Source organism: Streptomyces albiflavescens (assembly GCF_014645835.1).
Lineage (GTDB): Bacteria > Actinomycetota > Actinomycetes > Streptomycetales > Streptomycetaceae > Streptomyces > Streptomyces albiflavescens.
The window spans coordinates 330969-348687 of sequence record NZ_BMMM01000009.1 but is presented as its reverse complement, the minus strand read 5'-3'; the positions used below and the strand labels follow the sequence as shown (position 1 = coordinate 348687).

The window sequence follows — 17719 nt, the reverse complement described above, 5'->3', positions numbered from 1 at the left end:
ATACGGCGTATGGCTACTGCGACAGGCGGGTCAGGATCTCGGGTCCGAGGTCCGTGACGTCGCCCGCGCCCATGGTGAGAACGAGATCACCGGGCTTCGCCATTCCCGCGACGACGGAGGGCACCTCTGCCTTGTCGTGGACCGGCGTCACCTCCGCGCCCGCCGCACGTGCCGCCTTGATGATCAGCTCGCTGGTGACGCCCGGAATCGGGTCCTCGCGGGCCGGGTAGATGTCCAGGACGACCGAGGCGTCCGCGAGGGACAGGGCCTCGCCCATCTCCTTGCCCAACTCCTGGGTGCGGGAGAACAGGTGGGGCTGAAAGACCACCAGGATGCGGGCGTCACCGGCCGCCGCGCGCATCGCCTCCAGGTCGGCCGTCATCTCCGTCGGGTGGTGCGCGTAGGAGTCGATGACCTGGACGCCCGCCTCCTCGCCCTTCAGCTGGAGGCGGCGCTTCACACCGGTGTAGGACGCGAGCGCGGGGGCCAGCTCGGTGGCCGGAATGCCAAGCGCCACGCCCGCCGCCAGCGCGGCCACCGCGTTGTGCGCGTAGTGGCGGCCGGGGACGGAGACCGTGAAGGTCAGCTCCGAGCCGTCCAGGCGTACCGTCACCTCGCTCTTCAGGCCCTGCGGGACCACGGAGAGCACACGGACGTCCGCGTCCGCCGCGTCGCCGTACGTCACCACGCGGACGTCACGGGCCGTGACGCGGCGCGTCAGCTCGCGGGCGCCCTCGTGGTCCGCCGAGATCACCAGCGTGCCGCCCTCGGTGACGCGGTCCACGAACGTCTCGAAGGACTCGTAGATCTCGTCCATGGACGCGTAGTTGGCGTGGTGGTCCAGCTCCACGTTCAGCACGATCGCCACCTCGGGCGCGTACTTGTGGAAGCTGCGGTCCGACTCGTCGGCCTCGGCGACGAAGATCTCGCCCTCGCCGTGCAGCGCGTTCGAACCGGGGGCGTCGAGGTCGCCGCCGATCGCGTACGACGGGGACAGGCCCAGGGTGGACAGGGACACCGCCAGCATCGACGTCGTGGTCGTCTTGCCGTGGGTGCCCGCGACCGCGATGGGGCGCAGGCCGTCCATCAGCCGGGCGAGGGCGTCCGAGCGGTGGACCACCGGGATGCCGAGCTCCGCGGCGCGGGCCAGCTCCGGGTTGTCCGGGCGGATCGCGGAGGAGACCACGACGCAGGTGGCGTCGGACGCCAGGTGGTCGGCCGCGTGCCCGATGTGCACCGTCGCGCCGAGCGCGCGCAGGGCCTCGGCGGTCGCGGACTCCTTCGCGTCGCTGCCCGCCACCTTGGCCCCGCGCTGCGCGAGGATCTTCGCGATGCCCGACATTCCGGCGCCGCCGATGCCGATGAAGTGCGGTCGGTCCATGGCGGTAGGAAGGCCGGGTGCCATGCGCTGTTCTCCCCAAGATCCGGTACGAGGCTGAAGTGCGCCCTCGTGAAGGAGCGCGCCCCCAGCCTATGCCGTGGCGCGGGCAGCGCCCCGCAAGGGGCGCGGGGCTGTGACTTTGTGCGGCTCCGCCGCGTGGGCGCGACCGGCCGCGACGGACGGACCCGCGGCCGACAGCCGTCAACACCCCCCACGTGCCCCACGGCGGGCCCAACGGCGGCAGCGGCAGCGGTCACACCTTGCTGTGCGAGAACAGTTTCAGGACCGGCACGCCCACCTTGTGGCGAGCCCGGGAGGCCCAGTCACGGTGGAAGAACTCTTCCACGTAGTGGGGGTCGGTCAGCACGATGACCTCGTCGGCGTCGATCTCGTCGACCAGGGCCTTCAGCGCGTCCAGCGGATGGTCCTCGATGAGCCGGCCCTCGGCCTCGCTGCCGGCCGAGCGCAGGGCCAGCAGGGACACGTCGAGGGCCTGCTGCCCCTGTCCGACCGCCGCCTCGCCCTCCGGCGTCTCTCGCTCGTGGGCCGCCTCGTCCAGCTCACCGAGCGCCACATCGTCGATCGCCCGCAGCAGCCGGTCCGCCTGGTCCCCACGCGGCTGGAGCAGCACGTGGAAGGCGACCGTCTCGTCGCCGTGCAAGGTGGTGACGAACTCCACGTCGGCGGACGTCAGGGCCTTCTCGATCATCAATACGCTTGTGAACACGACAGGCGCCCTTCTCCTCCATGGGCCCGTCCCAGGCCCCTGCGGAAACCATCCTGCCCCGTGACCGTACGGGGTCTGCGAGATTTAGTGTGCCCAGCGGAAGATAACCGAAATAAGGGATTTCACCGACTTGTCAGGACCGACGGTATCGGCTGTACAGGAACCCGGCCTCCTCCAGTAGCGACACGAGTTCGAATCTCGCCGGGACCGCCATCGAGGGCCCCCCGGCGATGCGCTGCGCGTCACCGGCGGCGAGCATCGGCGACAAGGTCAGGCAGAGCTCGTCGAGCACTCCCCCCGCGACGAACTGGCCGAGCAGCCGGGGCCCGCCCTCGGTCAGCAGCCGGGTCAGACCGAGTTCCCCGAGGGCCCGCACCGCGCGGGCCGGGTCCACCCCCATCCCGTCCCCGGCGATCACCACCTGGGCGCCCGCCTTCTCGGCCGCCGCGACCCGGTCGGGTGCCGCCCCGGCACCCGTCAGCACCAGCGTGGGCACCAGGGGCGAGGTGAAGAGCGGCAGCGAGAAGTCCAGGTCGAGGCTCGCGGTGACCACGGCGATGGCGGGCGCGGGGCCCTGTCCGGCCGCCTCCCGGAGCTCCGCGAAGGCCTCACGCGCGCGTGCCGGACGATAGCCCTCCTGGCGTACGGTTTCGGCGCCGACGACCACCACGTCGGCGAGCCCCCTCAGCACCCCGAAGATCCGCATGTCGGTGGCGCTGGAGATGGGCTGTGAGCGCCCGTCGTGCTGGGCCGCACCGTCGAGCGTGGAGACCATGTTGCCGCGCAGCCAGGGCTCCCGGCGGTCGGGGTAGGCGTAGGCCTCCGCCAGTTCCCCGAGCCCCCACTCCCGGTCCGTCACATCCGCCTCAGGGGCCCCGCCCGAGGCCTGGGCTGCTGTTTCATAGGTCACAGGGAACAGGCGTCGCATGACGTGCAGTGTGGCACGGCCCTTAGAGTGGGGAACCGTGTCGTCCTCCACCACCGCCTCCGGGATCGACCCGATAGCCGAAGCGGCCCCCCTGTCCCTGTGCGCCCGCGAGCCGCACGTCCCCGCCGACCGACTGGTCGCCGAGATGGTGCCGCCGCCGCGCTTCGACTCGGTCCGCTTCTCCACGTACATCCCGGACCCGAACCAGCCGAGCCAGACCGAGGCCGTACACGTCCTCGAGGGCTTCGCCGCCGGACTCGGCGGGGCGCACGCCGTCGGCGGCGGCAAGCGGAAGCTGTTCGGCTTCGGCAAGGGCCCGAAGAAGGCTCCCGTCGGCCCCCGTGGCGTCTACCTCGACGGCGGCTACGGCGTCGGCAAGACGCACCTGCTCGCCTCGCTCTGGCACGCGACCCCGGCGGAGCCCGCGCTCAAGGCGTTCGGCACCTTCGTGGAGCTGACGAACCTGGTCGGCGCGCTCGGCTTCCAGAAGACCGTGCAGACGCTCTCGGGCCACCGTCTCCTCTGCATCGACGAGTTCGAACTCGACGATCCCGGCGACACCGTCCTCGTCTCCACTCTGCTCGGCAAGCTGGTCGACGCGGGCGTCGCGCTCGCCGCCACCTCGAACACGCTGCCGGGCAAGCTGGGTGAGGGCCGGTTCGCGGCCGCCGACTTCCTGCGGGAGATCCAGGGCCTGTCCGCGCGCTTCCGGCCGCTGCGCATCGACGGCGAGGACTACCGCCACCGCGGGCTGCCCGAGGCCCCGGCGCCGTTCTCCGACGAGCAGGTCACCAAGACGGCGTACGCCACCGCCGGCGCCTCGCTCGACGACTTCCCGCACCTGCTCGACCACCTGGCGCGCGTCCACCCCAGCCGGTACGGCGCCCTGACGGACGGCGTCGCGGCAGTCTGCCTCACCGACGTCCAGCCGGTCCCGGACCAGTCGACCGCGCTGCGGCTCGTCGTGCTCGCCGACCGTCTGTACGACCGCGAGGTGCCTGTCCTCGCCTCCGGAATGCCCTTCGACAAGCTGTTCAGCGAGGAGATGCTGAACGGCGGGTACCGCAAGAAGTACTTCCGCGCGATATCCCGGCTCACGGCGCTGGCGCGGGACGCCAAGGGGCTCGTGGAAGCGTAGTTTCCGGCCGCCGAGGTATCGGTTCCGGCCCTCTTCCGGGTGAAACGTTGAGTTAACCCTGCAAACAACTTGCCTTGTTAACCTATGTGTTGACATGAGGGAAGAGATGCCGGGAGGGGGCGCATGATACGAGGTACGACGGCCCGGACCCTGTATGTGGTACTCGCCGCCGTCCTGATCAGTCTGCAGCTCTTCGCCCCCACCGAGGCGTTCGCGTCCGCGCACAGGGGCGAAGTCGCCTCCTGCGCCGAGGCCGAGCACCCGCACAAGGTGGCCCCGCCCCTGGGTGCCCGGCGACGGACCCACGACGAGGACCTCGTACCCGAGACGCCCGCGCGCGCCCTGCTCGCGAGCGACCTCGCGGGCACGTATCCGCAGGTCCCTCTCACCGCCTCGCACCCCCGCACGTCGAGATCCTCGGCCGGCCACTCCCCCGCGGGACTTCAGGTCTTCCGCTGCTGAGCGGAGCGCTTCCCCCCACGCTCCGTTGTGCAAACCGACGCGCCCTCATGGCGCGCCAGGAGGAACCGACATGCAGCCTCTCATCGACCATGCCCGCTCCTTCGGCCGGCGACCCGAGGATTTCGCCTCGCTCGCCCACGGCCAGTCCCCCCAGGTCCTGTTCATCACCTGCTCCGACTCCCGGGTCGTCCCGGCCCTGATCACCGGCGCCCGCCCGGGCGAACTCTTCGAGCTGCGCACCGCGGGCAACATCGTCCCCCCGTACGCCTCCGACCGGCCGACCTCCGAGGCGGCCACCGTCGAGTACGCGGTGGACGTACTCGGCGTGTCCGAGATCGTGGTCTGCGGCCACTCGCATTGCGGCGCCGTCGGCGCACTGGTGCGCGGCGAGGACCTGGACGCCGTACCGGCCGTACGCGACTGGCTCGCACAGGCCGAACCCCCTTCCGACATGCCCGACGACGACCCGGCCGTCGCCGACGCGGTGCGGAACCATGTCCTCGCGCAGCTGCTCAGGCTTCGCGAATACCCCTGTGTGCAACGGGCCATGACGACTGGTCAGCTGCGCCTGCACGGCTGGTACTACGAGGTCCACACCGGCTCCGTACGCGCGTACACGCCGGACACCGACTCCTTCGAGGCGCTGTGAGCCGCGCGATGAAACTCCCGAGCCTCGCGAAGCAATTCCCGTACCTGCGACAGGACTTCACGGCCTCTCTCGTCGTATTCCTCGTCGCCCTGCCGCTGTGCGTGGGCGTCGCCGTCGCTTCCGGCGTACCGGCCGAACTCGGCCTGGTCACCGGCATCGTGGGCGGTCTCGTCACCGGTCTGATGCGCGGCAGCAGCCTCCAGGTGTCGGGGCCCGCCGCCGGGCTGACCGTGCTGGTCTTCGAGGCTGTACGGGAGTACGGGCTCGCCGTCCTCGGAGTCGTCGTGCTCGCCACGGGCGTGCTCCAACTCCTCATGGGCGCCCTGAAGTTGGGGCGCTATTTCCGGGCGATCTCGGTGGCGGTCGTCGAGGGCATGCTGGCCGGGATCGGGCTCGTGCTGATCGCGGGCCAGCTCTACTCGATGGCGGGCCTGAAGGCACCGGCATCCGGACTCGACAAGCTCGCCGGGCTGCCCGAGGCGCTCGTCGACGCGGCCCGCAGCACCGAGGCGTTGGCCTCGATCGGGCTCGGGGCCGGCACGATCGCCGTGCTGGTTCTGTGGAAGCGGCTGCCGCGTCGGGTGCGTACGGTGCCGGGGGCGCTCGGCGCGGTCGCGCTGGCCACCCTGGTCTCACTGGCGTTCGGCCTGCCCGTGGCCACGGTGGAGGTGCGGGGGCTGCTCGGCTCGATCCAGTTGCCCTCGCCCGACGCGTTCGGCGAACTCGCGAGTGTCGGAGTCCTCGGCACGATCCTTGCGTTCACCCTGATCGCCTCCGCCGAGTCGCTGTTCAGCGCGGCGGCCGTGGACCGGCTGCACGACGGGCCGCGGACCGAGTACGACAGGGAGCTGATGGCGCAGGGCGCGGGCAACGCGGTCTGCGGGCTGCTCGGCGCGCTGCCGATGACCGCCGTGATCGTACGCAGCGCGGCGAACGTCCAGGCGGGCGCCCGCACGAAGGCGTCCCGGGTGCTGCACGGCCTGTGGCTGCTCCTGTTCGCGGCGCTGCTGCCCGCCGCGCTCGGCGTCATCCCGCTGCCCGCCCTCGCCGGCATCCTGGTGCACGCGGGCTGGAAGCTGATTCCGCTCCGGGAGATCGCGTCGCTGTGGCGTGAGCACCGTGGCGAGGCACTGATTCTCGTCGTCACCGCCGTGGCGATCGTCGCCGTCAGCATGTTCGAGGGCGTCCTGATCGGGCTCGCGCTGGCCGTCGTCAAGACGGCGTGGGAGGCCTCGCACGTGCGCCTGGAAGTCATAGACAAGGGCGCCGGACCCGTCCAGGCGTACCTCTCGGGCAACGCGACCTTCCTGCGGCTGCCGAAGATACTCGACAGCCTGGAGGCGCTGCCGCAGGACCGCCCCGTCGAGCTGGACCTCTCCGGCCTGCACCACTTGGACCACGCGTGCCGCACCGCGCTGGAGAACTGGTCGGCGCGGCACAGTGCGGCGGGGATCGAGCCGGTGAGGGTTACGCCGGGGGCCTGAGCCCGTGGCCGGGCCCGCCACGCAGCGGGCCCGGCCTTTCGACGTAAAGTAGACATATCAGGCATGAAGTAGACATATCAGGCATGCTGGGCGGCTCGGGAAGGGGTCGTCATGGTCGAGGAACTCATCGCGGCGGGTGTGGCGACCGGCGCGGCCGGTCTGGTCTATCTCTCCGCGGCGGCCCGGGTCGTCAAGCAGTACGAGCGCGGGGTGGTCCTGCGGCTGGGGCGGCTCAGGGGAGACGTCCGCCCCCCGGGCTTCACCATGATCGTCCCCATCGTCGACCGGCTGCACAAGGTCAACATGCAGATCGTGACGATGCCGGTGCCCGCCCAGGAGGGCATCACGCGGGACAACGTCACGGTGCGGGTCGACGCGGTCGTCTACTTCAAGGTGGTCAACGCCCCCGACGCGATCATCCAGGTCGAGGACTACCGCTTCGCGGTCTCGCAGATGGCACAGACCTCGCTGCGGTCGATCATCGGCAAGAGCGACCTCGACGACCTCCTGTCCAATCGCGAGAAGCTCAACCAGGGCCTGGAGCTGATGATCGACAGCCCGGCGATCGGCTGGGGTGTGCAGATCGACCGCGTCGAGATCAAGGACGTATCGCTGCCGGAGACGATGAAGCGGTCGATGGCCCGGCAGGCCGAGGCCGACCGTGAGCGGCGCGCCCGGGTCATCAACGCCGACGCGGAACTCCAGGCGTCCAAGAAGCTGGCGGAGGCCGCCGGAGTGATGTCGGAGCAGCCCGCGGCGCTCCAACTGCGGCTGCTGCAGACGGTGGTGGCGGTCGCGGCGGAGAAGAACTCCACACTCGTACTGCCCTTCCCGGTGGAGCTGCTGAGGTTTCTGGAGCGGGCGCAGGGCGGTCAGGTGTCACCCACCGCCGAGCAGTCGGCGCCCCCGCGGCCCGATGAGCACATCCCACTCGACGTGCCCGATGAGCCGGTCCCGCTCGATGAGCCACTCCCACTCCATGAACCCGGCCTGCTCAATGATGCCGTCCGGCTCCATGAGCCCGGCATGCTCGACGAGACCGACCAGCTCCAGGAACTCGATGAGCTCGATGAGCCCAAGGGCGACGAGTGACACCTGCTGCGCGCGTGGCAATCGAAGCGGTCAACACGCCGGTGTGGGCGAGTTTCCGACCAACTGGACCAAGGGCAGGGTCCGTTCGGCGCGCCCGACGGGCCCGCTCCGGGCGATGCGCGTCCCTGACGACACCGTCTGCCCAAGGGCCGCTGCCCGGCCGACATGCCCTCCTAGCCCTTCCGGCGGCGGGTCAGCGCCCTGGTCAGGACGGGGCCGGCGGCCGTGACGAGCAGCGCGGCCAAGGGTGCGACGACGTCGGCCCACGGATCGCGGATCGGGTGGTAGGTGGCCGTGCCGTCGCGCAGTTCTATGAAGCCGAGCGGGCGGGCCCCGCAGCCGCCGCCTCCACCACCGCCCTCGCCGTCCTTCGCGCGGCCCAGCCCGCGCAGGATGCCGCCGCCGAAGCCGAAGCCGACCTTGGCGACGGGGATGACCGTGACGCCTTCGCGGGTGATGGCCTCGCCGAAGACGGCCGTCACCGAGGCCCGCCCGCCGAGCCGCTCGGCGATCCCCTCCAGCAGCCGGGCGACGGTCCCGCCCGCAGGCTCGACGGAACCGGCGAGCGGGGCGGTGGGGGCGTCCGGCGGGGGCGTCATGTCCTGCGGTGCTGTCATCGCGGTACCTCCTGGCCCGGGGTGCGGAGCATTGCCGATGACCGCAGAGTAAATCCCGTGCCTGCCCTGCGGTCCCCTGCTAGCGTCACCGGCATGAAGCGTGCCGCTGTGAACACGACGACGCCGGAGAGTGTCCCGGCGCGCTGACCGCTGACGTGAGTCGAAAGCCCCGGGGCGAGTGCCCCGGGGCTTCGCCGTGCGGGCACCCGTCCCTCCCTCGCGAGGAGACCACCGTGCACGACCACCGCCGACTCGGCCGTGAACTGGACCTGTTCGACACCGACCCGTTGATGGGCGCGGGCCTGCCGTACTGGCTGCCCGACGGCGCGGCCGTGCGGCACGCCCTGGAGGAGTACGTCCGCGACGCCGAGCGGCGGGCGGGCTATCGGCATGTGTACTCACCAGTGCTGGGGAAGCGGGAGCTGTACGAGATCTCCGGGCACTGGTCGCACTACAACGAGGACATGTTCCCGGCGATGGAACTCGGCGGGGAGCAGGTGGTGTTGCGGCCGAGCCTGTGCCCCCACCATGCGCTCATCTACCGCTCCCGCTCGCACAGCTACCGCGAACTTCCCCTCCGTATCGCCGAGTTGGGTGCCATGTACCGCTCCGAGCCGTCCGGCGTCCTCGGTGGACTCACCCGCGTACGCGCCATCCAGCTCAACGACGCACACATCTTCTGCACCCCGGACCAGGTCGCCGAAGAGGCGTACGCGGCACTGGAGTTGATCCGCCGGGCGTATGAGGCGATGGGCATCCGCGCGGCCCGCTACCGGCTCTCCCTGCCGGGCCCCGGCGGCGAGTACGTCGTCGATCCCGAGCTGTGGCGACGCTCGGCCGCGCTGCTGCGCGAGGTCCTCGACCGCTCCGGGGTCGCGTACGAGGCCGTCGAGGGCGAGGCGGCGTTCTACGGCCCCAAGATCGACGTCCAGATCGCCGACCCGGCGGGGCGCGAATCCACCCTCTCCACCGTCCAGGTCGACTTCCACCAGCCCGAGCGCTTCGACCTGCACTACATCGGCCCCGACGGCGCGAAGCACCGGCCGGTCATGGTCCACCGCAGCGTCATCGGCAGCCTGGAACGGGCCGTCGCCCATCTCATCGAGGTGCACGGCGGTGCTTTCCCGCCCTGGCTCGCACCCACCCAGCTGGTGGCCCTGCCCGTCTCCGACGCCGAGGTCGACCGGGCCGCGGCGCTGGTACGCCGCTGCCGCGACCAGGGGCTCCGGGCCGAGCTCGTCGCCCCGGACCAGGGCACCCTGGGCGCCCGGGTACGCGCCGCCCGCCTCGTCCCGTACCAGGCGGTGATCGGCCCCAGGGAGGCCGCCGCCGACATGATCGCGCTGCGCCTGCGCGACGGCCGCCGCCTCGACGCCCGACCCGCCGCCGAGGTTCTGCGCCGCATCGCAGGGCCCATCGACGCCCGCGGCGCCGAACTGCTCGACGGGGACGCCTGAACGCGAGTAGCGCGCCCCGTCCGCCCGTCGCACCATCGAGGGCCAGGTCCGGAAGGGGGACACGGTGACCAAGCAGGACAGCGAGAAGGACCAGTACGACGGCGAGAAGGACAGTACGAAGGATGGCAGGCGGGACGGCCGCAGGGGCGACGGAAAGGGCGACGGAAAGGGCGACGGGAAGGCCGACGGACGGAAGGCCGCGGGCAAGGCCCCGCCCCGGATCCGTGAGCTCCTGCGCATCCCCGGCGGGAAGGGCGTCGACCTCAAAGCTCCCTCTTGAGCACCTCGAGGCGATGGATCCGCAGTACCCGAAGGCCGACTTCGACGTCGAGGAGAGCCGGAAGCTACTCCTACAAGGGAGTTGAGGGCACACCGCGCGCGGATCGCGCCGCAGGGCGAGGGGCGGGAGGGATCAACCCTGACCGCGCCCTCGCCCTGGCGAAGGAACCACCACGGGCAGGCGTCAGCAGTGTGTGGCGGCCGTCCGGTCCGCCGAGACCACTTCGCCGCCCACCCGGCCCGAGCGTCGATGGAGAGCGCGGGCCGGCGGAGCCGTTGGTCAACCGACCATGGACGGGACGTAGGGCGACAAGGCCGGAGCCAGCTGCACTCCGGGGGCCAGGCCGAGGGCGACGAGGGCGTCGGGCAGACCGCGACCCACGCGGGCCGCCTCCACCGTGCCCGGAACGGCCAGTTGGCGGCAGCTGGTGGCGATGATGTCGAACAGATGCTGCACCCGGCCGGGGCCGCGAGGCAGCAACTGGCCGTGGAAGTCCTCATGGTGAGCGAGGACGAGCGCGGCAAGGCCGACCACGTGGGCCGAGGCCGTGCCGGTGCCGTCGACGGCCGCGTAACCGCTCTGCGGCGCAGACGACAGGACCGCCACACCGGGGGCAGCCGCGTCGACACCGGGGCCGTAGCAGCTGAACGGCGCGGCAAACAGCCCTTCCGGCGTCAACTGCCGCCCCGAATGCGTGGCTTGGGAGGTTTCCTGCGGATACGACCCGAAGACTCCCAGCGCGCCCACGGCGAACACGGTGGGCAGTGAGCCCGGGAAGGCGACCGGCCCGCCGGTGTCGCCCGCCGGGGCGATGCAGGCGATGCCCGCCGCGTTGGCGTCGGCGAGCTTGCGCGATACCAGCGCCGACGAGAACGGGGTCGCCACCTCGATGTGGGCGATGTCGACCTCGCGTTCGATGCAGCGGTCCAAGGCGGCGATCAGGTCGCTGAAATGCCCGTCGGGCATCACCTGACACACATCGATCTCGGCGTCGACCGCGATGCCGATGACACCCTTGCCGGTGTCCGCCCCGGCGATGATGCCCGCCGCGTGGGTACCGCTGCCCACCGTGTCGTGAGCCCATCCCTCGTCCGTGCCGCGCACGATATCGGCCCCGGCGCGCACCTGTTGCTTGAGATCGGGGTGCTCGGCACTGACCCCCGAACCAATGACCGCGATCTTGACACCGAAGGCGCGGAAGGTGGGAGGCAGCCTGTCCAGCCGCATGGCCTGCTGGCCCCAGCCGTACTGCTGCCGCTTCTCCAGTTCCGGGTACACCTTGGCCAGCGGGGTGAGGGTGACGAGGTTCTCCCGGGTCGCCGACAGGTCGGGGCGATGGATCCAGCGGTCCGTGTAACCGCTCCTGGGCCGGACGTACAGGGACTGAACGGACTGGGCGGTCTCCGTCGCCAGCGTGACAGTGACCGCTCCCTCGGCGTCCGTGATGCCCTGGCTCGGCCAGTTCGACCCGATCAGGAACACGCCTGCGCCGGCCAGCGGTTCGCCATCCGGGCCGCAGACGCGCAACGTGATGTCCACCGGTTCTTCCAGCGGCATGACCAGCCCTGGATCACGGAGGGCCAGACTCCCCACGGTCGGCGTGGCGGCGGGTCCGGTTCCGGCCAGCGGCAGGTCCGGCTCGATGTGCACGTGCAGCGACCGCATGGCCGGTACCTGGGCAGCGGCTGCCTCGACGACCGCGATTTCCGGGCAGGAAGGGGTCAGCCCGGCCGACTGGAGCTTCTTCGACGGCTCCAGCCTGCGGATCACCTTGACCTCGGGCATCAGGTCCAGCCGGTCGCACACCGCGTCCATGCCGAATTCGGATACTCCTGGCGGGAGCAGATACTGAGGCAGCGGTGTCACCAAGTACCGCTCCCGGCGCGACTGCACCGCGAGCGGTGACTGCACGCCTTCCTTGCGTGGCTCCGTTTCCTTGCCTTCGGATCCCGGCCCGCTTGCCGCCGCGCCGCCGGACCCGTTCTCACGGTTGTTTCGGGGCCTTTCCTTGACCATTACGTCCACCTTCACCACGCCTCGTTGTCCTTGTGCTCCCTGACCCGGCGAAGGGCGGCTCGCGCTTTCACGGTGATGCGGTGTGCCCGGAACGACTCCGGGCACACCGCATCGCACGCCGCCCGCAGGTCAGCCGATACCGAAGGGCTGACCCACCTGGCCGTAGCCGAAGCCCGGCTGCTGGAACTGCGGGAACTGCTGCTGCCCGAAGGGCTGCTGGCCGAACCCGCCACCCCACTGCTGCTGGCCCGGCTGGCCCGGCTGGCCCTGCTGGCTCTGCTGAAGCAGCGTCACGATCGCGGTCGGCAGCGCCTGCTGCACGGACTGCTCCACAGCGTGACGGATGCCCGTGTGCAGCGTGTGGTGCAGCGAGAGGGCGAGGTACGGGTGCGCCTGCTGGGCCAGGCCCTGCTGCTGAAGCTGCTGCTGGACTTGCTGGATCTGCTGCAGCGACTGCTGCATGCGCTGCGCGATCTGCTGGCTCGCCTGCTGGCAGGCCTGCTGGATCGCCTGCTGGACGACCTGTGCGATCTGCTGCTGGCCGCCCATCTGCTGGCCGTACTGCTGCTGGCCGTACTGCTGCAGGGGCTGGGTACCGGTCATCACCGACATGAATGCTCCATTCGATGCCACCATGGAAAAGCCAACATATGGGACCATGTTGGCTTTATCGGAAGTTTCCGACGTCTCGAACCTAAGTGGGTGTCGCTGTGACCGCAATCGGGAGCAGCACACCGTTCGCGGGTACGGGTATCGCGAGCGACGGACGGCATCGGGGGTGTCCCGCCCAGCGGTTGCCGTGGACGTGCCGCCGCACGGCTGACGGCGGCTCCCGGCAGGGTGTCCGTGCGACGGCCGCCTCGTCAGGCGTGGTCGACCAGTTGGGCGTGTCCGCGCTGACGTGCGCAGTGGGCACAGCAGAAGAACTGGCCATCGGCCTGCAGGCCGTGGCCGAGGATGCGGCACTGACAGTTGTCACAGGTCGGGGCCATCCGCTGCGCCGCGCATTCAAGGCTGTCGAAAATGTGGACGGCGCCGGCCGCCCGTACTTCGAATGTCATGTCGTAGTCGTTGCTGCAGACCTCGCACACGGCCATGAACCTTCACTCCTCACTGGGCCGGACCATTCGGCCCGGCATACGGTAGGGACGGCTGCTCCGAGCCCGTATTCCACCGGGTGCGAGGGAAGGGATCATCCGGCGCCGAGAAACCACCCTGACGGCCGCCACGCCGTCCACCCGATCACCGCCCCGCAGTCGGAGTGGTCGGTCTTCAGCCGGACGTCGAGCGCAGCGCGATGGGCGCGGCCGCCGCGCTGGGGGTCGCCTTCGTGCCGTACTCGCCGCTCGGCAGGGGCTTTCTGACCGGTGCCTTCACCGACGCAGGCAAAGACCTGTCCAGCAGCGACTTCCCTCCGCAGCCAGGGAGGCCCAGGGTCTGTCATCGGAGTGATCTCGGGCGGTGCCGACTTCGACAGAGGAGAGCCGCGAGCGCCTGATGAATGTCCAGGGAAGGGCCCTCCGCTGTCGCGGAGGGCCCGGCCTGCCGCGGAGGGCGGCCGCTCACCGCCCTTGTTCCACGTACTCCTTGAATTGCTCCAGATCGCTGCGGACGAGCCGTTCGACCGCGTTCGCCTGGGCGAATCCCTTAGGCCCGCCGAAGGTCTCCCTGATGCTGTCGGGGTCGTACTCGAGCCGTGCCTGGACCCGGGTGTGGTTCTTGTCGATCGGCTGCAGCGAGAAGGATCCCGTCAGCTCCGCGGCGCCTGTGGTGCGCCACTCCATCGCGCGCTCTCCACTGCGGTCGGAGACCCGGGCCTCGAATTCCCGCGCCTGGCCGCCGGCCTCGACGTCCAGATGCGCTCGGCCACCCGCCTCCGTACGGGCATCGCGCACTCCTTCCACGAAGCGCGGATAGTTCTCCACCCGATGAAGGCTTTCCCAGGCCTTGTCGATCGGAACTCCGACATCGACGTGTTCTTCGAGGATGCTCATGACGCACCTCCACGTTCGGCTGATGCATGGACTTCTGCTTCCAGTGTGCGCCCAGGCACCGGTCGGGTGACCGAAGAATGAGACGAGGCCGACCACCATGTGAGCTGTCGGCGCGGTCGCAGAGCATGTGCCGCGAAGGACAGGGGTGCGTCGTCCGGTGTTCCGGGGGGACCATGGAATCCGAAGCACTTGCAGACACAGACAGGTCCCGCTCCAGCCAGGCCGACGGATGGCCCCCGTGGCACCGGTCGACGGAAGGAGTGCCTGCCATGAGCGAAGCCGAACGGCCTCTCGTGGACCTCGACCGGCGGGACGCCCCTCGGCCGGAGGGAGGGCCGTCGCAGCCGAGCGGGCTGATGGATCTCCTCGGTGTCGCGGCGGTACTGCTGGACTCCGACGGGCGGGTGGTCCTGTGGAGTCCGCAGGCCGAGGAACTGTACGGCTACACCGCGGCGGAGGCGCTCGGGCAGTACGCCGTGCAGTTGATGGTCCACGAAGAGCACTGGGACTGGGTGATCAAGAAGTTCGTCGAGGTCATGGAGACCGGGCAGAGCTGGGGTGGCACGTTCCCCATCAAGTGCAAGGGGGGCGGCACGAGGCTGGTGGAGCTGCGCAACATGCGGCTGCTGGACGACTTGGGCGACTTCTACGCCCTCGGCCTTGGCACCGACTCCCCCAGGCTGCGCGAGGTGGAGCGGGATGTCGCGCTGTCCACCCGGTTGATCTCCCAGTCCCCGATCGGAATCGCGATTCTCGACACCGACCTACGGTACGTGGCCGTCAATCCCGCTCTGGAGCGGATCCACGGCATTCCCGCGAAGGACCATCTCGGCCGCGCCTACCGCGAGATCATGCGAGACACGAAGTTCGAGGTGCCGGAGGCCGCGATGCGGGAGGTCCTCCGCAGCGGGGTCCCCCTGGTCGACCAGTCCACCATCGTCGGCCGCAGCCCGGCCGACCCGGAGCTCAGAAAACACGCCTGGTCGATCTCGCTGTACCGGCTGGAGGACACCCAGGGCCGCGTTCTGGGGGTGGCCGACCTGGTGGTGGACGTCACCGAGCGATACGAGTCGGCCATGGAGGCCACCGAGACCCGGCGGCGTCTCGCCGTGATCGCCGACGGCTCCGCCCGCATCGGCACCACCCTGGACGTCGGGCAGACAGCCCAGGAGCTGGCCGACGTCACCGTTCCCGCCCTCGCCGACGTGGCCGCCGTCGACCTGCTCGAGTCCGTCCTCGACGAGCACCGCCCCGCCTCCCGCAGCGGCCCCGCGGCCTTCCGCGCCCTCGCGGTCAAGGCCGGCTACCCCACCGAAGCCGTCCGGGCCGCCGATCCGCCCGGCCGGATCGCCGCATACGAGAGCGACCGGCTGGCCACCCAGTGCGTGCGCACCGGCCGGCCCGTCCTGATCTCTCACGCCGACAGCAGCGATCTCAACCGCATCGCCCGCGACAACCACGCCGCCGCCCTCCTGGCCCGCGCCGGAGTGCACTCCTACCTGGCCGTCCCCCTCACCGCACGCGGCACCACCCTCGGCTTCCTGGGCCTCACCCGCGCTCGCGACCCCCGGCCCTTCGACGAGGACGACCTCGCCATCGCGACCGAACTCGCCTCCCGCGCCTCGGTGTGCATCGACAACGCCCGGACGCACCAGAGTGTGCGCAACGCCGCCGAGACCCTGCAGCGCAGCCTGCTCCCCGACCACCCGCCCCACCTCCCCGGCCTGCAGGTCGCCTCCCGCTACCTGCCGGCACAGGCCGCCTACGAGGTCGGCGGCGACTGGTACGACGTTCTCCCGCTCGGCGGCGACAGGACGGCGCTCGTCGTGGGCGACGTCATGGGCAGCGGTATCCAGGCGGCCGCCGCCATGGGCCGTCTGCGCACGGCCACCGCCGCCTTCGCCGACCTCGACCTCGACCCGGCCCGAGTCCTCCAGCACCTCGACAAGATCACATCAAGGCTGGAGCAGTACATCGCCACCTGCGTCTACGCCGCCTACGATCCCCACCGGGCCGAGTGCCACATCGCCAACGCCGGCCATCTGCCGCCCGCTCTGATCCGCAGCGGCCGGCGCCCCCAGCTGCTCGATCTGCCCACCGGCACCCCGCTCGGCGTCGGCGGCGTCCCCTTCGAAACCACCCGCCTCAGCCTCGCCCCTGGCGACCAGCTGGTCCTGTACACCGACGGACTGGTCGAATCGCGCCACCACCCGATCGACGAGCGCCTCGATGTCCTCCTCCGCGTCCTCGACGCCCCGGAGTGCCCCCTGGAGGACACCTGCGACCGGCTCCTCCGCGAACTCCGGCACACCGACGTCCACGACGACGTCGCCCTGCTGGTCGCCCGCGCACGCGCCTTCACGCCGGACCGTGCGGCCCCTCGCCGCCAGGGGTTGCCATAGAACCCGGGAACCGGCCGGCCACCTACGCGGCGTCCTGTGCGGCGCGAGCAAGCCTGCGATGGGTGCGAACCATCATGGCGCGGGCCATGAAGGGGTGAACCCTTTTCACGGCGCCCCAATAGAGCCTGGAGCGCCAGGCGTTCGTCTTCACCGAACTGCAGAGGGTGACGTACTTCTCGTCGACGACGATCGAGGCCCAGGCGTCGAGACCGGCCGTGCTGACGTTCATGAGCGCCTCGCCGTCCTGCTGCGCCTCGATCGGGAAGGCGTCACGCAGAATGCCCGTCCAGGCCGCCGGATCGCGCGGCATCCCGGGTCGCAATTCCATGGCGTACGCGTCCTGATAGTCGGGCCGGTCCACGGCTGTTCTGATCAACCGAGCGCCTTCGGGAAACCCCACCGACAAGGGCCTGTCCTTGACCATCACGTACCTCCATACGCTGGCGTATGGAAACCATACGGTAGCGTATGGTCATGGTGCAACGGCGACAGACCAAGAAGGCCAGGCTCAGCGCCCGCGACTGGGCGGATGCCGCGCTCGCCGCCATCGGTGAAGGCGGCGGCCTCTCGGCGGTCGCCGTCGAGCCGCTCGCGGCCCGCCTCGGCGCCACGAAGGGCAGCTTCTACTGGCACTTCGACCATCGCGAGGCACTGATCGAGGCGGCGCTCGCCCGCTGGGTCGAGGCGGACACCGAGGAGATCATCGCGGCGGTCGAGACCGAGCCGGACCCGGAGAAGCGTCTGCGCAGACTGTTCACCGAGGTCACCAAGCCGGCCGGCGCCGATCCGCTCGAGCTCTCGCTGCTCGCCAGCACGGACCACCCTCAAGTCGCCGCCGCGCTGCGGCAGGTCACCGAGCGCCGCATCGACTACCTGGCCGGACTCTTCACCGAACTCGGCTTCGCCGAGGACGAGGCGCGGCGGCGCGGGCTGCTGGCGTATAGCTTCTACCTGGGGCACACCCAGCTCAGCCATGCCGTGCCCTCCGCGCTGCCCTCGCGCGAGGACTTCCCCGCGTATCTGGAAGCGACGATGGACGCGATTCTCCACCGCGCGTAGCAGGTCATGCCGTGCCGGCCCGGACCCCGGGTC

The 17719-nt window shown here is 70.6% G+C and carries 18 protein-coding genes and 2 pseudogenes; 11 read left to right on the top strand and 9 right to left on the bottom strand.

Features of this window, described 5'->3' with window-relative positions:
• Positions 1-13 precede the first annotated feature (13 nt).
• The 3 genes from murC to IEY95_RS25290 form a co-directional block, all read right to left on the bottom strand.
• Positions 14-1405 carry a UDP-N-acetylmuramate--L-alanine ligase gene (gene murC, locus IEY95_RS25300; protein ID WP_189188401.1) on the bottom strand — a complete coding sequence of 464 codons (1392 nt, stop codon included), beginning with the start codon at positions 1403-1405 and terminating at the stop codon, positions 14-16.
• Positions 1406-1634: 229 nt separating this feature from the next.
• Positions 1635-2108 carry an indole-3-glycerol phosphate synthase gene (locus tag IEY95_RS25295; protein WP_189188400.1) on the bottom strand — a complete coding sequence of 158 codons (474 nt, stop codon included), beginning with the start codon at positions 2106-2108 and terminating at the stop codon, positions 1635-1637.
• Positions 2109-2241: 133 nt separating this feature from the next.
• Positions 2242-3036: a pyrimidine reductase family protein gene (locus tag IEY95_RS25290; protein WP_189188399.1), complete on the bottom strand. Its 795-nt coding sequence runs from the start codon at positions 3034-3036 to the stop codon at positions 2242-2244.
• 37 nt (positions 3037-3073) lie between these two features.
• On the opposite strand from IEY95_RS25290, the gene zapE reads away from it, so the two are divergent.
• From zapE to IEY95_RS25265, 5 genes are all read left to right on the top strand, one after another.
• On the top strand, positions 3074-4174 hold the full coding sequence (zapE, locus tag IEY95_RS25285) for a cell division protein ZapE (RefSeq protein ID WP_189188398.1): 1101 nt from the start codon (positions 3074-3076) through the stop codon (positions 4172-4174).
• Between the two features lie 123 nt (positions 4175-4297).
• Positions 4298-4636, top strand: coding sequence for a hypothetical protein (locus IEY95_RS25280; protein WP_189188397.1), 339 nt, complete (start codon positions 4298-4300; stop codon positions 4634-4636).
• A gap of 70 nt (positions 4637-4706) precedes the next feature.
• Positions 4707-5285 (top strand): carbonic anhydrase, encoded by a 579-nt coding sequence (locus tag IEY95_RS25275; RefSeq protein WP_189188396.1) that lies wholly within the window; start codon positions 4707-4709, stop codon positions 5283-5285.
• 8 nt (positions 5286-5293) lie between these two features.
• Entirely contained in the window at positions 5294-6769 is a 1476-nt protein-coding gene (locus IEY95_RS25270) for a SulP family inorganic anion transporter (RefSeq protein ID WP_189188395.1), read from the top strand.
• A 111-nt stretch (positions 6770-6880) separates the two neighbouring features.
• On the top strand, positions 6881-7861 hold the full coding sequence (locus IEY95_RS25265) for a slipin family protein (RefSeq protein ID WP_229703329.1): 981 nt from the start codon (positions 6881-6883) through the stop codon (positions 7859-7861).
• A gap of 173 nt (positions 7862-8034) precedes the next feature.
• Here the strand turns inward: IEY95_RS25265 and IEY95_RS25260 are convergent, their stop codons facing one another.
• Positions 8035-8478: a spore germination protein GerW family protein gene (locus IEY95_RS25260; protein ID WP_229703327.1), complete on the bottom strand. Its 444-nt coding sequence runs from the start codon at positions 8476-8478 to the stop codon at positions 8035-8037.
• 233 nt (positions 8479-8711) lie between these two features.
• Here IEY95_RS25260 and thrS point away from each other — a divergent pair, with 233 nt between their 5' ends.
• The 3 genes and pseudogenes from thrS to IEY95_RS50760 form a co-directional block, all read left to right on the top strand.
• Positions 8712-9935, top strand: a complete 1224-nt coding sequence (gene thrS, locus IEY95_RS25255) for a threonine--tRNA ligase (RefSeq protein WP_189188394.1) — start codon at positions 8712-8714, stop codon at positions 9933-9935.
• A gap of 64 nt (positions 9936-9999) precedes the next feature.
• Positions 10000-10215, top strand: a complete 216-nt coding sequence (locus IEY95_RS25250; protein WP_189188393.1) for a hypothetical protein — start codon at positions 10000-10002, stop codon at positions 10213-10215.
• Positions 10199-10300 (top strand): annotated as a pseudogene (locus IEY95_RS50760) (polyphosphate kinase 2 family protein); the annotation flags it as partial. The gene IEY95_RS25250 and the pseudogene IEY95_RS50760, both read left to right, overlap by 17 nt.
• 194 nt (positions 10301-10494) lie before the next feature.
• Here IEY95_RS50760 and IEY95_RS25245 read toward each other — a convergent pair.
• The 3 genes from IEY95_RS25245 to IEY95_RS25235 form a co-directional block, all read right to left on the bottom strand.
• Complete coding sequence (locus IEY95_RS25245) at positions 10495-12126, bottom strand: S8 family serine peptidase (RefSeq protein ID WP_229703323.1); 1632 nt, start codon at positions 12124-12126, stop codon at positions 10495-10497.
• Between the two features lie 234 nt (positions 12127-12360).
• Positions 12361-12843, bottom strand: a complete 483-nt coding sequence (locus IEY95_RS25240; RefSeq protein ID WP_189188391.1) for a hypothetical protein — start codon at positions 12841-12843, stop codon at positions 12361-12363.
• A gap of 251 nt (positions 12844-13094) precedes the next feature.
• On the bottom strand, positions 13095-13328 hold the full coding sequence (locus tag IEY95_RS25235) for a metallothionein (protein ID WP_189188390.1): 234 nt from the start codon (positions 13326-13328) through the stop codon (positions 13095-13097).
• Between the two features lie 129 nt (positions 13329-13457).
• On the opposite strand from IEY95_RS25235, the pseudogene IEY95_RS49215 reads away from it, so the two are divergent.
• Positions 13458-13642 (top strand): annotated as a pseudogene (locus IEY95_RS49215) (aldo/keto reductase); the annotation flags it as partial.
• Between the two features lie 151 nt (positions 13643-13793).
• Here IEY95_RS49215 and IEY95_RS25230 read toward each other — a convergent pair.
• A complete protein-coding gene (locus tag IEY95_RS25230) occupies positions 13794-14225 on the bottom strand; it encodes an SRPBCC family protein (protein ID WP_189188389.1) in 432 nt (143 codons plus the stop codon).
• A 269-nt stretch (positions 14226-14494) separates the two neighbouring features.
• Between IEY95_RS25230 and IEY95_RS25225 the strand changes: the two genes are divergently transcribed.
• Positions 14495-16627 carry a SpoIIE family protein phosphatase gene (locus IEY95_RS25225; RefSeq protein ID WP_189188388.1) on the top strand — a complete coding sequence of 711 codons (2133 nt, stop codon included), beginning with the start codon at positions 14495-14497 and terminating at the stop codon, positions 16625-16627.
• 22 nt (positions 16628-16649) lie between these two features.
• On the opposite strand, the gene IEY95_RS25220 is transcribed toward IEY95_RS25225, so the two are convergent.
• Positions 16650-17003, bottom strand: coding sequence for a DUF2867 domain-containing protein (locus IEY95_RS25220; protein ID WP_189188387.1), 354 nt, complete (start codon positions 17001-17003; stop codon positions 16650-16652).
• Between the two features lie 92 nt (positions 17004-17095).
• Between IEY95_RS25220 and IEY95_RS25215 the strand changes: the two genes are divergently transcribed.
• Positions 17096-17686 carry a TetR/AcrR family transcriptional regulator gene (locus IEY95_RS25215; protein WP_189188386.1) on the top strand — a complete coding sequence of 197 codons (591 nt, stop codon included), beginning with the start codon at positions 17096-17098 and terminating at the stop codon, positions 17684-17686.
• The last annotated feature ends 33 nt before the right edge of the window (positions 17687-17719 follow it).

What these genes read in the sequence shown, in the direction of transcription:
- murC (WP_189188401.1), bottom strand. Translation starts at nt 1,405, where the DNA reads ATGGCACCCGGCCTTCCTACCGCCATGGACCGACCGCACTTCATCGGC.
- IEY95_RS25290 (WP_189188399.1), bottom strand. Translation starts at nt 3,036, where the DNA reads ATGCGACGCCTGTTCCCTGTGACCTATGAAACAGCAGCCCAGGCCTCG.
- IEY95_RS25280 (WP_189188397.1), top strand. Translation starts at nt 4,298, where the DNA reads ATGATACGAGGTACGACGGCCCGGACCCTGTATGTGGTACTCGCCGCC.
- IEY95_RS25275 (WP_189188396.1), top strand. Translation starts at nt 4,707, where the DNA reads ATGCAGCCTCTCATCGACCATGCCCGCTCCTTCGGCCGGCGACCCGAG.
- IEY95_RS25270 (WP_189188395.1), top strand. Translation starts at nt 5,294, where the DNA reads ATGAAACTCCCGAGCCTCGCGAAGCAATTCCCGTACCTGCGACAGGAC.
- IEY95_RS25265 (WP_229703329.1), top strand. Translation starts at nt 6,881, where the DNA reads ATGGTCGAGGAACTCATCGCGGCGGGTGTGGCGACCGGCGCGGCCGGT.
- IEY95_RS25260 (WP_229703327.1), bottom strand. Translation starts at nt 8,478, where the DNA reads ATGACAGCACCGCAGGACATGACGCCCCCGCCGGACGCCCCCACCGCC.
- IEY95_RS25240 (WP_189188391.1), bottom strand. Translation starts at nt 12,843, where the DNA reads ATGTCGGTGATGACCGGTACCCAGCCCCTGCAGCAGTACGGCCAGCAG.
- IEY95_RS25235 (WP_189188390.1), bottom strand. Translation starts at nt 13,328, where the DNA reads ATGGCCGTGTGCGAGGTCTGCAGCAACGACTACGACATGACATTCGAA.
- IEY95_RS25230 (WP_189188389.1), bottom strand. Translation starts at nt 14,225, where the DNA reads ATGAGCATCCTCGAAGAACACGTCGATGTCGGAGTTCCGATCGACAAG.
- IEY95_RS25225 (WP_189188388.1), top strand. Translation starts at nt 14,495, where the DNA reads ATGAGCGAAGCCGAACGGCCTCTCGTGGACCTCGACCGGCGGGACGCC.
- IEY95_RS25215 (WP_189188386.1), top strand. Translation starts at nt 17,096, where the DNA reads ATGGTCATGGTGCAACGGCGACAGACCAAGAAGGCCAGGCTCAGCGCC.